At 46.5% G+C, this 13,766-nt stretch carries 15 protein-coding genes; all 15 read right to left on the bottom strand.

The genetic code is table 11. The features are described from left to right. Positions 1–6: 6 nt before the first annotated feature. Positions 7–744, bottom strand: a complete 738-nt coding sequence (locus tag AEA42_RS08255; protein ID WP_055647470.1) for a protein phosphatase CheZ — start codon at positions 742–744, stop codon at positions 7–9. A gap of 13 nt (positions 745–757) precedes the next feature. Continuing rightward, positions 758–1,141 (bottom strand): chemotaxis response regulator CheY, encoded by a 384-nt coding sequence (cheY, locus tag AEA42_RS08250; protein ID WP_007649667.1) that lies wholly within the window; start codon positions 1,139–1,141, stop codon positions 758–760. Positions 1,142–1,188: 47 nt separating this feature from the next. Then, complete coding sequence (locus tag AEA42_RS08245) at positions 1,189–1,902, bottom strand: RNA polymerase sigma factor FliA (RefSeq protein WP_047539533.1); 714 nt, start codon at positions 1,900–1,902, stop codon at positions 1,189–1,191. Then, on the bottom strand, positions 1,895–2,776 hold the full coding sequence (locus tag AEA42_RS08240; RefSeq protein WP_037420384.1) for a MinD/ParA family protein: 882 nt from the start codon (positions 2,774–2,776) through the stop codon (positions 1,895–1,897). The genes AEA42_RS08245 and AEA42_RS08240 overlap by 8 nt, the downstream gene beginning before the upstream one ends. A gap of 4 nt (positions 2,777–2,780) precedes the next feature. Then, a complete protein-coding gene (gene flhF / locus AEA42_RS08235) occupies positions 2,781–4,160 on the bottom strand; it encodes a flagellar biosynthesis protein FlhF (RefSeq protein WP_037420382.1) in 1,380 nt (459 codons plus the stop codon). Positions 4,161–4,171: 11 nt separating this feature from the next. After that, positions 4,172–6,271, bottom strand: a complete 2,100-nt coding sequence (gene flhA, locus AEA42_RS08230) for a flagellar biosynthesis protein FlhA (RefSeq protein WP_055647469.1) — start codon at positions 6,269–6,271, stop codon at positions 4,172–4,174. 118 nt (positions 6,272–6,389) lie between these two features. Then, entirely contained in the window at positions 6,390–7,520 is a 1,131-nt protein-coding gene (gene flhB, locus AEA42_RS08225; protein ID WP_055647468.1) for a flagellar biosynthesis protein FlhB, read from the bottom strand. Positions 7,521–7,537: 17 nt separating this feature from the next. Further along, on the bottom strand, positions 7,538–8,335 hold the full coding sequence (gene fliR / locus AEA42_RS08220; RefSeq protein ID WP_055647467.1) for a flagellar biosynthetic protein FliR: 798 nt from the start codon (positions 8,333–8,335) through the stop codon (positions 7,538–7,540). A 4-nt stretch (positions 8,336–8,339) separates the two neighbouring features. Then, positions 8,340–8,609 (bottom strand): flagellar biosynthesis protein FliQ, encoded by a 270-nt coding sequence (gene fliQ, locus AEA42_RS08215; RefSeq protein WP_037420368.1) that lies wholly within the window; start codon positions 8,607–8,609, stop codon positions 8,340–8,342. A 17-nt stretch (positions 8,610–8,626) separates the two neighbouring features. Continuing rightward, on the bottom strand, positions 8,627–9,370 hold the full coding sequence (gene fliP / locus AEA42_RS08210; RefSeq protein ID WP_172588141.1) for a flagellar type III secretion system pore protein FliP: 744 nt from the start codon (positions 9,368–9,370) through the stop codon (positions 8,627–8,629). Beyond that, positions 9,370–9,774 (bottom strand): flagellar biosynthetic protein FliO, encoded by a 405-nt coding sequence (gene fliO / locus AEA42_RS08205; RefSeq protein ID WP_055647466.1) that lies wholly within the window; start codon positions 9,772–9,774, stop codon positions 9,370–9,372. Before fliO ends, fliP begins: the two co-directional genes overlap by 1 nt. Before the next feature lie 34 nt (positions 9,775–9,808). Further along, the gene (gene fliN, locus AEA42_RS08200; RefSeq protein WP_037420360.1) at positions 9,809–10,183 is read right to left on the bottom strand and encodes a flagellar motor switch protein FliN; all 375 of its coding nucleotides are present in this window, start codon (positions 10,181–10,183) and stop codon (positions 9,809–9,811) included. Positions 10,184–10,195: 12 nt separating this feature from the next. Then, positions 10,196–11,227 (bottom strand): flagellar motor switch protein FliM, encoded by a 1,032-nt coding sequence (gene fliM, locus AEA42_RS08195; RefSeq protein ID WP_037420356.1) that lies wholly within the window; start codon positions 11,225–11,227, stop codon positions 10,196–10,198. A 40-nt stretch (positions 11,228–11,267) separates the two neighbouring features. Beyond that, positions 11,268–11,792 carry a flagellar basal body-associated protein FliL gene (fliL, locus tag AEA42_RS08190; RefSeq protein ID WP_055647465.1) on the bottom strand — a complete coding sequence of 175 codons (525 nt, stop codon included), beginning with the start codon at positions 11,790–11,792 and terminating at the stop codon, positions 11,268–11,270. A gap of 83 nt (positions 11,793–11,875) precedes the next feature. Then, the gene (locus AEA42_RS08185) at positions 11,876–13,654 is read right to left on the bottom strand and encodes a flagellar hook-length control protein FliK (protein ID WP_055647464.1); all 1,779 of its coding nucleotides are present in this window, start codon (positions 13,652–13,654) and stop codon (positions 11,876–11,878) included. Between the last annotated feature and the right edge of the window lie 112 nt (positions 13,655–13,766).

Here is a 13,766-nt window from a genome sequence, read left to right as displayed (position 1 = left end):
TCCCAGTTAGAAACCCAGACTCGATAGCAGATCATCCACTTCGTCTTGACCTGTTACTACATCTTGACGAAGCTCGGCATTCATTATCGGCCCTTCAGCTTCAATATTATTTTTCTGAGTAATCTGACTCTCAATCATTGGCTGCTCACCAAACACCGTCAGCATAGACACCAGATTACTTTCAACTTCCATCACTAGATCGATTACCCTGCGGATCATTTGTCCAGTCAGGTCTTGAAAATCCTGCGCCATCAATATTTGGTTGAGCAATTCGCGTAATCGGTTTGAGTCCAATTCACTTCGCGACATCAAATGCTGAACGTTATGGCAAAGCACCTTAAAATCACTGAGGGCAATTTCACGACGCATTAATTTGTCCCACGATGGCATCACTTGTTGGATGTTCGCGGTTAATGCATTCGCTAACGGCAAGCACTCCTCAACAGCATCCATAGTCTTATTTGCAGCTTGTTCAGTCATGTCAATGACATAACTTAGCCGTTCCTTAGCATCGGGTATTTCTGTATTGGCTAACTCAACTAACCGATTATCGATTTGGAAATCCATAAGAGCGCTATGCAATTGGCGAGTGAGTTTGCCCACCTCATCAAAAAGTTCCCTCTGAAGAGGAGCTGCCAGTTCTCTTAATAAATCATCAGCTTGATTTTGTTCATTCGCGCTTAACAGTTCGACTAAACGCTGAGCATGCTCGAGCGTGATGAGCCCTGATGTATGTGGCTTCATAGCTCATCCCTGCTTAAGCGAGTCGTTCAAATATTTTATCTAGCTTCTCTTTCAATGTTGCTGCGGTAAAAGGCTTTACCACATACCCATTCACACCCGCTTGTGCTGCAGCAATAATTTGTTCACGTTTTGCCTCGGCAGTGACCATTAATACCGGTAAATGCTTCAAGGAGTCATCGGCCCTAATGGCTTTAAGTAAATCGATACCCTGCATGCCTGGCATATTCCAGTCTGTAACGACAAAATCAAAATCGCCTTTTTGCAACATTGGCAAGGCGGTTGAGCCATCGTCCGCTTCCTGGGTGTTGTTAAAGCCCAAGTCTCGCAACAAGTTCTTGATGATACGTCTCATTGTCGAAAAGTCATCAACGATGAGAATCTTCATATTCTTGTCCAAGGTTTCCTCCGGTGAGCTGACATTCAGTGCTCAATTAATAATTATACTTATGTCCAATGCTTGAGTTTGCCTTTGAGTCGCAACATTGCCTGACTTAATATCTGGCTAACACGCGATTCGCTTACCTCAAGAATGGCGCCAATCTCTTTTAAATTCAATGCTTCATCGTAGTATAACGATAGCACTAGCGCGTCCCTTTCGGGCAATAATTTTATCGCCTCAACAAGTGCAGAATGAAACTGGGTTTCTGCCAAGACCTCAAACGTACCATCGCTAATATCATCGCTTGTAGTGAGTATATCCTGTGATACGCCTAAGTCTTCTATCCCTATGATTTTACCAACAGAAACATCGTTAAGAATATGATGGTACTCATCGAGCGTCATATCAAGTTTTTCTGCAATTTCTGTGTCGCGCGCATCACGACCTAGCACTTGCTCTAATTCATCAATAGCTTGGGCAACTCGACGATTATTTCGGTGGACAGAACGAGGAACCCAATCGCCACGACGGATTTCATCCAACATGGCGCCACGGATCCTTATGCCGGCGAAGGTTTCAAACTTTGCACCTTTACCGCCATCAAACTTAGATGATGCTTCTAATAATCCCATCATCCCCGCCTGTAGCAGGTCATCTAACTGCACAGAGGCAGGTAATCTGGCGAGCAAGTGATGTGCAATTCTTTTAACCAACGGTGCATACTGTTCAACGATTGACGTTTTATTGTCTAAACAAGTATACGCTGCGGCTTTATTCACTCGTTTTTTCCTCTTGAAAATCTGGTCGTTGAACTAAGCGCTCAACGAAAAACTCCAAATGCCCACCAGGTTGCTGTGGTACTGGCCAGCTCATAATTTTATTCGCTAGGCCTTGGTAAGCAATTGCAGCGGGAGACTTAGGATAAGCTTCAACCACTAACTTTTGCTTGCGAACCGATTTACGCAAATTTTCATCAAATGGAATGGTCGCAACTAATTCAAGTGCCACGTCCAAGAATCTGTCGGTCACTTTACTGAGTTTAGCAAACAATTCCATACCTTCGCGTAAACTACGCACCATATTTGCAACAATTTTAAAGCGGAAGACGCCGTGTTCACGGCTGAGGATTTTGATTAACGCATAGGCGTCAGTAATAGACGTTGGTTCGTCACAAACAACAACCAACACATCCTGTGACGCACGGGAGAAACTGAGTACCATGTCAGAAATCCCCGCGGCAGTATCCACGATGAGGATATCAAACTGGGTGCGCATCTCACTGAAAGCACGAATTAAGCCCGCATGTTGCGCAGGACTTAGCTCTACCATGCCTTGAGTACCCGATGTGGCTGGCACAATCCCAATACCTTTAGGCCCCCGGACAATAATGTCATCTAACTCAGCATCGCCAGACAATACATGGGAAAGGTTACGTTCAGCACGGATCCCTAACATGACATCAACGTTTGCTAAGCCAAGGTCAGCATCAAGCACTAAGACACGCTTGCCCTTCTCGGCTAATGCTACGGCAGTATTGATGGATACGCTGGTTTTACCCACACCACCTTTACCACCCGTAACCGCGATTACTTTCACTTTTTCGTTATAGGGTTGATTCATCATACGTAAACCACTTGCTTGATCCAGGGTCATAACTCTACTCAAATGCACAGGTCATATTATCTGACCACGCTGTGTCTGGTAACGATTGTTGTTCTGTGTTTTCTAAGGCCGCTAATGCTTGCTCAGCGAGCATCAAAGTATCAGCAACTTTCATATCTTCGGGCACTCGCTGCCCATCCGTAACATAACTTAATGGCAATCCACTTTGGATCAACACACTTAATGCGCCCGCTAAAGACACAGATTCATCAAGTTTGGTGAGTACAACACCAGATAAGGGAATGCGTTTAAAGTGATTTACAGCATCTTGCAGCACGCGGCGCTGTCCTGTGGCAGACAGTACCAGATAACTGCGGATAGGTATTCTGCTATTTGCAGTTAAATTATCAAGTTGCTGGTAAAGCCGCATATCTCGTTGGCCCATACCCGCGGTATCTATCAATACTAGCTTGCGATTTCTAAACTGATACAGAATTTGCTCTAGTTCAGCAAGGTCATGGGCTTGTTTGACTGGGCAGCCCATGATTTTGCCATAGGTGGCCAATTGCTCATAGGCGCCAATACGATAATGATCTGTGGTAATCAATGCCACTTGGTCAGCACCATGGTGAGCAGCAAAGCGTGCGGCCAGTTTAGCCAAGGAAGTGGTTTTCCCCACACCAGTGGGACCAACTAATGCTACAACACCGCCTTGCTTAACAATATCATCACCTTGATTATCAAGCATATTCGCAAGACTTTGCGGCAGTGCACGAACTAATTCTGCAGGAGTATAGTGTTGGCTCAGCGCAGCTAATTTGTTTGCCACCGCTGGTGAAAACTCGGCCTCCAACAACTTTGACTCCAGCATGGCACCGACAGGGTCGATACGCTTTTTATGCTCAGTCATCAATGCTGAAACCTGATGTGTCAACAAATTACGTAAGGATGATAACTCGTCGCGCATGGCTTCAAGATCGGCATTTTGCTTTTGCGAACTCTGTGACTTTTTATCGAAGGGATTGCCCATATCACGGCGCTCAGCTTTAGGCGCAGCTGCGGTAGCTTGTAATCCTTTAGCCCATGCAGGAAGCTCAGCATCTTGTTGTTGATGCGTGAGTTGTTGGTTTAAACGATTTTGTTGCTTCTCAAGCAAGGCTTGGAGTGAGTCCGCTGGCGCCGAGGGTTTTAGCTTAGTTTCAGCGCGGATCGGCGCTTTGGCGCCGAGCGAAACTAAGTCATCACTCACATCCATAAAGGTCGGAGTCGCAGCAGGCGCTTTCGCTTTTGGCTCGTCGTAGTCAACGGCAGCGACAATCTCAATACCGCCGTTCACCTTTTTATTGGACATAATCACCGCATCGGAGCCGAGCGTGTCCTTCACTTGGGCCAGTGCAGCACGCATGTCTTTGGCAAAAAAACGTTTAATCTTCACTTATGCGTCCTCTACTGCCCGACGGCAGATACGATGCGTATTTGCTTTTCATCGGGGATTTCTTGGTAAGAAATCACTCTGAGATTAGGAATAGTATATTTAACAAAGCGAGACAGGGTCGCACGTAACATACCAGACGTTAGCAAAATGGCAGGCTGTCCGACCATTTCTTGCTTTTGAGCGGCATCCGCTAAGGATTGTTGCATACGCTCCGCAAGACCTGGCTCGATATTGGGACCATCTCCACCCGTTGCTTGCATTGATTGATGCAACATCTGTTCCAACTCTGGCGCCAAAGTTATGACGGGGATTTCGAGTTCAGGGCCAGAGATCTCTTGAACGATCATGCGCTTCAATGCGATACGCACCGCCGCTGTTAACACTTCAGTATCGTTACTCTTAGTGCCGTATTCTAACAAAGTTTGCACTATGGTACGCAAGTCTCTGACAGAAACTCCTTCATTTAATAGGTTTTGCATCACTTTTACGACATTTCCGAGCGGCATCACATCAGGAATAAAGCCATCCACCAACTTAGGCGAGTGTTTAGCAAGCATATCCATCAGTTGTTGCACTTCTTCGTAGCCTAAAAGTTTTGCTGCATTATTCGTCAATATTTGGCTGATATGAGTTGCCACTACCGTCGCGGCATCCACTACCGTATACCCTAAGGTTTGGGCATGTTCACGCAGTTCAGGGGCAATCCACACGGCTTCGAGACCAAAGGCAGGATCACGGGTCTCAATACCATCTAACTTACCGTACACTTGTCCCGGATTAATGGCGAGCTCGCAGTCATGGCGAATATCCGCCTCACCCACAACAACACCCATAAGAGAAATACGATAGGCATTAGGCGAAAGGTCTAAATTGTCACGTATGTGAACCGCAGGAACCAAGAATCCCAATTCTTGCGAAAGCTTTTTACGTACACCTTTGATCCGGCTGAGTAATTCTCCACCTTGACCTTTATCGACTAAGGGGATTAAACGGTAACCCACTTCAAGACCGATAGTGTCAACATGATGCACATCGTCCCAGCTAAGTTCCTTAGGCTCTCTTTCGGCTCTTTCCATTGGGCCCGTTTTGACTTGCTCAAGGGCTTTGGCACGTTTGGCTTCATTACGTTTGAAGATAAAGTAAGCCGCACCAGCTGTGATCACGGCAAAGCTTAAAAACGCCATATGTGGCATGCCAGGTACAATACCCATGACAAAGAGTACGCCAGCCGCAATACTGAGCGACTTGTGACTGTCAAACATCTGACTAATTAACATCTGGCCCATATCGCCAGATTCATTTTGACGGGTCACCATCAACGCCGCGGCGATTGACAGTAATAGACCTGGAATTTGCGCGACGAGACCGTCACCGATGGTTAACAGGGTATAAATTTCAACGGCTTGGGAGAATGTCAAACCGTGTTGCACAATCCCGATAATAAACCCACCGAGAATGTTGATAACCAAAATCATGATACCGGCAATCGCATCGCCCTTCACAAACTTAGATGCACCGTCCATTGCGCCATAGAAGTCCGCTTCGCGGGTCACCTCGGCGCGTCTGGTTCTAGCTTGATCCTGATTAATAATACCTGCGTTTAAGTCGGCATCGATGGCCATTTGCTTACCGGGCATCGCATCTAAGGTAAAGCGAGCACTCACCTCGGCAATACGGCCAGCACCTTTAGTCACAACAGCAAAGTTAATAATAATCAAGATGATAAATACGACTAGACCCACGGCATAGTTACCGCCAATCACCACGGAGCCGAAGGCCTCAATCACCTTACCGGCGGCATCACCACCATTGTGACCTTCGAGTAACACCACTCGGGTCGATGCCACGTTAAGTGCGAGTCGTAGCAGTGTTGCAACTAGTAAAACAGTTGGAAACGCAGCAAAGTCTAAGGGTCTGTCGGTATAAATCGCGACAAGAAGAACAATCAAAGCCAAGGCAATGTTAAAGGAGAATAAAACGTCGAGTAGAAACGGCGGGATAGGTAATACAATCATGGCCAATGCTGCGAGTACTAGCATTGGTGTACCTATGCCCTTGAAAGAGCTCAGTTTCAACTGTTTTACTTGGCCTAGGGAGGCTTTAACATCCATTCACAGATACCTAAACTTTGACGTATAGCAGCCTGAAAGCAAAAAGCGCGCCAACCGCTAGCGCTTCTTGTTGTGGGTTTATCTCTGTGAACTATTTCTTCGGTAACCTAACACTTAACTAGTGCTTTAGATCGTCAGGAATGGGTTGATTAACAGGGATAGGGATAGGTTTGCGGCCACGCCCTTTTTGATACTGCCTTAACTGGAATACATAAGCGAGTACCTGTGCTACCGCGGTAAATAGGCCTTCGGGGACTTGTTGATCAAGTTTAGTGGTATGGTAAATCGCCCGCGCAAGTGGTGGTGCAGTAACGATGGCTATATTATGCGCCCTTGCTACCTCACGAATTTTAAAGGCAACCTCATCGACACCCTTAGCAATCACAAACGGTGCTGCAGAGCGCTTAACATCATATTTTATCGCCACTGCATAGTGCTCAGGGTTCACCACAATCACATCCGCATTGGGAACTTCGGCCATCATGCGCCGCTGCGCTAATTCACGCTGCATTTGGCGGACTCGCCCTTTGACCTCAGGTTTACCCTCGGTATCTTTATACTCGTCTTTGACCTCCTGCTTAGTCATTTTCAGCTGTTTATTATGGTTCCAGATCTGAAATGGCACATCGATCACTACAATGAATAATACGGAAGAGCAAAGTAGGATAAACATCCATACCAGTAAATCTAAAGCGTGGTAGACATTCCCAGGAAGATGATCGGCAGAAAGGAGTAAAATATCATTAAAATAATGATTTAGAAGAAAATATGCCGCCAACGCGACAACAGAAAACTTAGCAATGCCCTTCGTTAATTCAACCAAGGCTTGCACACCAAACATCCGTTTAAAACCCGCAATCGGGCTCATTTTGCTGGCTTTAGGCATCATGGCTTGGGTAGAAAAATTCATTCCACCAAGGGACACGTTTCCGATAAATGCCACCACCACAATCAGCAGCATAATCTTAAGCAACGGCCAACCTATTTCGCCGCCGACAACGCCCCAGACATTAAACATTTGATTAGTATCAAAAATTGCAGCTCTATCCATGGTAAACACACGTTCAAACACATTGGAAAGTGCTTTTGCAATACCAGGGCCGAGCATATACAGTCCTGTTGCAGCCGAAAGCAGAACTGTGGCCGTACCTAATTCTTTGGAACGGGCAACCTGACCTTTTTCCCGCGCCTGTTCGAGGCGCCTCCCGGTGGGTTCCTCGCTGCGTTCGCCGCTACTTTCTTCAGCCATTACGCGTTCCTATCCGGTTAAAGTATGCCATCGGCTTGGCACTGAAGCCCTAAAATATCGCAAAGCAAAAGCTGTGCCGATGCCCAGACTTCTTCGAAATGAGCCATTACGGGAGTCAAGGTCAACCATAAAATCAGCAGTCCACCAATCATAGTGATGGGGAAACCTATCGAGAAAATGTTCAGCTGCGGCGCGGCGCGGGTCATGACCCCAAAGGATAAGTTAACGAGTAGTAAGGCAATAATCGCCGAGAGCGACATAGTCAGTGCCGCGCCAAACATATAGGAGCCCCATTCCGCCAGCGAGCGATAACTTGTCAAGGTTAATCCTTGATTCGAAATCGGTAAGGTCTCAAAACTGGCGACGAGCATGCGGATCATCAACAGGTGTCCATCGACAGCGAGAAAAATCAACGTTGCGAGTAACAAAAAGAAGTTACCTATCACTGGCGTTTGTTGACCAGAGCCAGGGTCAACCATAGAAGCAAAACCTAAACTAGTTTGCATACCAATGATCTGGCCCGTTAACACAAAGGTTTGCATCACCATTTGGGTCACAAAACCCATGGCGACGCCAATAATAATTTGCTGAGCGGTAATAAAAACAGCGCTTAAGGAAAAGAGTTCTGCATCCTTAACGGGCGGCAACACGGGGGCTATTGCGAGGGTTATGGCAATAGCAAGAAGTAAACGCACACGAGTAGGAGTTGTTGCCGCGCCAAACACCACCATAACCATCAGCATACTGGCGACTCGAAACAGTGGCCACATATACGAAGCAATGGTTTGCATTAACGTATCAAGCAGCAACTCCATGGGATTAACCTACCACTTGAGGAATACGGTTAACCATTTCAATAAAGAAATCCATTAAGGTCTGTACTAACCAATGACCCATTAACATCAAAGCAAGCAAGGTCACAATAAGTCGAGGTAAAAAACTTAAAGTTTGCTCGTTAATTGAGGTCGCAGCTTGGAATACCGCCACAATTAAGCCAATGCCGAGCCCAGGCAGAACAATAGCCGAAACCATCATCACAATAACGGCTAGAGCTTCGCGAAAAATATCGATTAGCGCTTCTGGCGTCATCTCAGTACTCCGCCTGTCTAACCGAAGCTATTGGCTAAGGTGCCCATCACAAGCCCCCAGCCATCAACAAGTACAAACAGCATAATTTTAAAGGGCAATGACACAATCATAGGCGAGAGCATCATCATCCCCATGGCCATTAAGATACTGGCCACCACTAAATCGAGTACTAAAAAAGGCACAAACAACATAAAACCAATTTGAAAGGCCGTTTTGAGCTCGCTGGTGATAAATGCTGGCACAAGCACACTCATTGGTGCTTCTTCGGGTGAATTAATATTCTGGTAACCCGAAATATCGATAAAGGTTTTGAGATCCGTGGTACGTACTTGCCCCAACATAAATGCCCTTAACGGCTCTTTGCCCTTATCAAAGGCCTGTTGCAGAGTAAGCTGTTCATCAATATAAGGTTTTACCCCTTGATCATAAATTTTATCAAATACCGGCGCCATAATGAAAAAGGTCATAAACAAGCTCATACCGATTAAGACTTGGTTAGACGGTGTCTGCTGTAAACCAATCGCTTGGCGCAAAATGGAGAGCACCACAATGATGCGGGTAAAGGACGTCAACATAATGACCATGGCGGGTAAAAAACTCAGCGAAGTCATTAGCAATAGGATTTGCATGGTAACCGAATATTCGGTCGAACCATCGGCGGCGGTTTTTACGGTTACCGCAGGCAGTACACCATCGGCAGCGCCTACCGAGGTCGCAAACATCAGTGCACTGATCCCTATAAAAGTGAGTATGTACTTCATCATTGTTTTAATTTCGCCTGCCGTAGCTTGTCCGCAAAGGAAACGGACTCAATTTGGATTGGCTCAGCTAATTTATCAATTAAATTAACCTGTTGCCCGCTAACACCCAATAAATACTGCTGTTCACCGACCTGAACTAACACCAAACGCTCCTTCTGCCCAAGCGATGTGACCGCGAGGGTTTTCAGCACGCTGTGATTCGTCGGCACTAAATTAAATCGCCGCAGCAGGTACGCTAAGGCGAAGATAAGCAATAACACTAAAATAAGACCGCCTAGCATGCTCGCTGCTGCCATTTGTGATGGCTCAGTCACTTTTGCTGTAGCCACTGCACCTTGGGTGGCCACTTCAGCGACACTCGCCTGAGCTGCTGACGCAGCATTGAGAATTACCGATGTGCTCATCTCGCTCCTTCAGGCTTTTTCTTAATGAGTGATATCACTTAAGCTTTTTAATTCGCTCAGTTTGACTAATTACATCTGTTAAGCGAATACCAAATTTATCGTTTACCACCACCACTTCACCATGGGCGATAAGCGTGCCATTGACCATCACATCCAACGGTTCACCTGCAACTCTGTCGAGCTCAACCACTGAACCTTGGTTCAGCTGTAACAGGTTACGGATACTGATGAAGCTGCGACCAACTTCCATCGAAATCGTCACAGGTATATCTAAAATGGTATCTAACTTAGCCGCTTCTGCCTTGCTAATCGGCTGTGAGTCATCCACTAGCTCATCAAGATCAACGGCATTAGCCTCTTCCAGAGCTTGTTCGGCCATCGCTGCTGCCCAATCATCATCTGTACTCATCTCACTCCACCTTTATAATTCTGATATGTCTCTAGCTTTGCCTTTACGCGTCACTAATTGTAATTCGGATTTGACCGTCTCAGGACGAGGGATTTTTTCGTAAATTTTAAGTGCTAGATTATCTCGTGAACGTCCCATTTTACAGCGGTAAGTCGGTAAGTCCTCAATTCTCATCATAATGTACTCTGGTAATTCAATAGGGATAATATCCCCAGCCTTAAAGTTCATTACATCTTTGAGTGTGAGTTCGTGCTCAACCACGGTGGCATCAAAGCCAACTTTAACGTCCATAATCTCGTCATGCAGCGCCTGTGACCAACGCATATCGGTATCTTGTTTATCACTCTGTACGCCCGCATCGAGTAATTCGCGGATTGGCTCAATCATCGAATATGGCATCGTGATGTGGAAATCACCACCACCACCATCCACTTCGATATGGAAGGAGTTAATGACAACAACTTCAGTTGGACTGACAATGTTAGCCATCGCTGGGTTAACTTCGGAGTCTAAATAATCAAACTCCACATCCATCACGGGTGCCCAAGCATCTTTATAATCTTCAAAGATAATTTTAAGTAATAACTGCACAATACGCCGTTCAGTGGGGGTAAATTCCCGCCCTTCAATCTTGGCGTGGAAACGGCCATCACCACCAAAAAAGTTATCCACCAAAATAAATACCAGTCGCGCTTCCATGGTAATCAGCGCAGTACCTTTTAGGGGGTGGAAACGTACCATGTTCAGACTGGTTGGGACGAATAGGGTATGTACGTACTCACCAAACTTGAGCATTTGCACGCCGTTGATCGACACTTCGGCCGCGCGACGCATCATGTTAAACATGCTGATCCGCAGGTGGCGGGCAAAACGCTCATTAACAATTTCGAGCGTGGGCATACGACCACGCACAATCCGATCTTGGGAAGAAAAATCGTAGGAACGAGCCTCCTGCCCAGCGGCATCAAGCTCATCATCCTCTTCGACATCATCGACCCCGTGTAAGAGCGCATCAATTTCGTCTTGGCTTAATAAATCACTCACAGTATTGTCTTCGCCTCTTTAAGGTGCTGAAGATGAAAGGTTATTGCATGACAAAACCAGTAAAGAGCACTTTTTCAACGACTTTACGTCCCGTTACAGATTGCAACGTGTTTTGTACGCTCAACAGGGCTAATTGTCGTAATTCATCTTTACCCGCCTGTGTACTTAGCTTTTGCACATCGGCACCACTAAAAGTGGTTAGCAGCGCATCTTCAATCAACGGAATATGCTTTTGGGTCAACACATCATCGTCTTGGCCTCTGACCATCAGTTGTACTTTAATTTCAACGAGACGAGCACGGTCAGGCCCAGGGAGGTTAAATAAAAAGGGTCGTGGCATTGGCACATAGGCCGCCATTGCCGCATTGGCGGCAGGAGTGGTCGCCTCCGTTGCTGTAGCACCTTCGGCGGCGACTTCAGGCGTCTCATCACTGCTACCGAGGAAAAACCACAGGGCGCCCCCAATCAACAGGGCTGCAAACACGCCCGCACCGATAAAAATAAACTTCTTCTTACTTTTAGGTGCTTCGGTGCTTTCAAGTTCTAATGATTCTTCCTTGGCCATTTTCTGTACTCTTTAATTGGCTAAATTCGGGAATGGGATCAGGGCTTGGCGCATAATCCGCTTTATTACTATAGGTTACCTTCTTAAGCGTAATAATCTATACCTGAATTTAAACTAGTTGCTTGATTTAAACCTAAATCTAGCTCTTCTGCCGAGAAATCATCCACATTTCCACCGCTCGAACCGCCGGCTTCACCAAATCCCCCCTCGCGGCGTTGACCTTGGTCCCCTTGAGAAACATGACTGTCGGCCAATTGCATGCCCTGCTCCTGTAATAATTCACGTAGGCGAGGAATGGCTTGCTCTACAACATCGCGGGTTTGTGATTGTGTGACATGGAACTGCACTTGTGTTTGGTCGCCATGTACTTGTACTTTAACCAACATATGCCCAAGTTCTGGCGGATCTAAACGGATTTCCGCCTGTTGGATCCCTTGACTCACCATAGTCACTAATTGCTGCTTCATCACAGGCGAGAAGCGCTGGATCATCTCCTGCATTTGGTTTTGAGTTTCTACACCTTGGCGTAAGGAAAGCTGTACTTGTTGAATATCTTGACGCTGGGTTGCCTGCGTTGCCAAAGAATGCAGTGAAGATACCGCTTTAAATTCCACTGGCTTAAACTCGCTGCCCGTCTCTTCACTGCCAGAACTTAAAGCAGCAACTTGGCTATCTTGTTGCGCATCGAGAGTAACCGCTAACTTAGCGTCTTTTAGCAAAAAGCCTGCTGAAATCTCGGCGCGGGATGGGCTGTCAGCTGTAAGACTCGGATCGATGGCGGTGGCAGCAGAGACATTAGTCGCTACATTAGTGCCTAAGGTATTAAGATCGTTAGTATTCGCGGCTGTTGCCGCATTCGTCGTTAATACATCACTCGCAGAGGCATTGGCCGCTTTGATTGGTGTTTGATTATCAATGACTTGGGATCCCATTCCTTGGGGTGCAAGAGCTTTATCTGCTGGCTGCGTCGACACATTTATCGCCTTAGCGCCAATTTCTGCGGTACCAAGCTCTTTTCCCCCTAATACGGGCTCACCCTCAATGGGTAAAATATGATTTTCGGGCGGTTTAACGAACTTTTCACTGCGCAGACCTGTAAGTAACGCTGCATCATCAATCAAATGCGGCTCATCAACAGAGGTGCCTTGACTATCCGCTTCCGCAACAGTTACGGCCGCAACCAAAGCATCGACATCAGCAGCTGGAATCTGTGGCTCTACACTCTCAGTATCAGTGACATCAGCAGCTTGAATCGGTTGTTCTACACTTTCAGCATCAACGGCGTTCTGTTGTGAGGCTTGCTGTTGTAATAACTGTGCGGCGGCTTGCGCAGTATTTTGTCCGGCCACCTTTGGAGCGACAGCCCCAGAGTCTTCTGATTCAGTACTAACCTTCAGTTTGTTATCGCCAAGGCCAGTGTTAGTGGACTGAGCGAACTTAGCCATTTCATCGGAAAAAGTACCGTCAACAATAGAGCTGTCGGTCTGAGATTGATCATCGACTAATAACGAGGATGAGTCGGCATCGGCATCATCCGTTGCCGTGATATCAGCCTCAAGCGGCAAAGACTCGCCCGGCGCTGCCGCTTTCTTCATCTCATTTGCCATACCAATCTGGGCGAAAATCAAGTTGATATCGGCTTCATCATCAGTTTTGGTATCATCAGTGCTGGCTTCCGCTTTGGCAGATTTGACGGCCACATCCTGAGACACAGAGGTTTTAGTCGAGGGGGAAGATACGGATGTGACTGAAGCTAACGCTGCAGAAAAGTCTTCACTATTAGTATCTTGAGTAAATGCTTTACTTGAGCTAGCGCTATTTTTCGCGCTTGACGCTAATAGGATATTGTTCATTTGTTGCATATCAGCTCCTAAACATTCACCCGAAGACATAAAAACGTGCGGGCAAACGTCAATTTATGCGACTTTGGCCATCTATGGCATAAAGCAAGCAAATAAAGTGCCAATAAGTGAG

Source organism: Shewanella sp. Sh95, from assembly GCF_001308045.1.
GTDB lineage: Bacteria > Pseudomonadota > Gammaproteobacteria > Enterobacterales > Shewanellaceae > Shewanella > Shewanella xiamenensis.
This window is presented reverse-complemented; position numbering and strand designations above follow the sequence as displayed.

Bases quoted from the DNA above. Each gene is read 5' to 3' on its own strand.
- AEA42_RS08255 (WP_055647470.1), bottom strand. From the start codon at position 744: ATGAAGCCACATACATCAGGGCTCATCACGCTCGAGCATGCTCAGCGT.
- AEA42_RS08240 (WP_037420384.1), bottom strand. From the start codon at position 2,776: ATGACCCTGGATCAAGCAAGTGGTTTACGTATGATGAATCAACCCTAT.
- flhA (WP_055647469.1), bottom strand. From the start codon at position 6,271: ATGGATGTTAAAGCCTCCCTAGGCCAAGTAAAACAGTTGAAACTGAGC.
- flhB (WP_055647468.1), bottom strand. From the start codon at position 7,520: ATGGCTGAAGAAAGTAGCGGCGAACGCAGCGAGGAACCCACCGGGAGG.
- fliR (WP_055647467.1), bottom strand. From the start codon at position 8,335: ATGGAGTTGCTGCTTGATACGTTAATGCAAACCATTGCTTCGTATATG.
- fliQ (WP_037420368.1), bottom strand. From the start codon at position 8,609: ATGACGCCAGAAGCGCTAATCGATATTTTTCGCGAAGCTCTAGCCGTT.
- fliP (WP_172588141.1), bottom strand. From the start codon at position 9,370: ATGAAGTACATACTCACTTTTATAGGGATCAGTGCACTGATGTTTGCG.
- fliO (WP_055647466.1), bottom strand. From the start codon at position 9,774: ATGAGCACATCGGTAATTCTCAATGCTGCGTCAGCAGCTCAGGCGAGT.
- fliN (WP_037420360.1), bottom strand. From the start codon at position 10,183: ATGAGTACAGATGATGATTGGGCAGCAGCGATGGCCGAACAAGCTCTG.
- fliL (WP_055647465.1), bottom strand. From the start codon at position 11,792: ATGGCCAAGGAAGAATCATTAGAACTTGAAAGCACCGAAGCACCTAAA.
- AEA42_RS08185 (WP_055647464.1), bottom strand. From the start codon at position 13,654: ATGCAACAAATGAACAATATCCTATTAGCGTCAAGCGCGAAAAATAGC.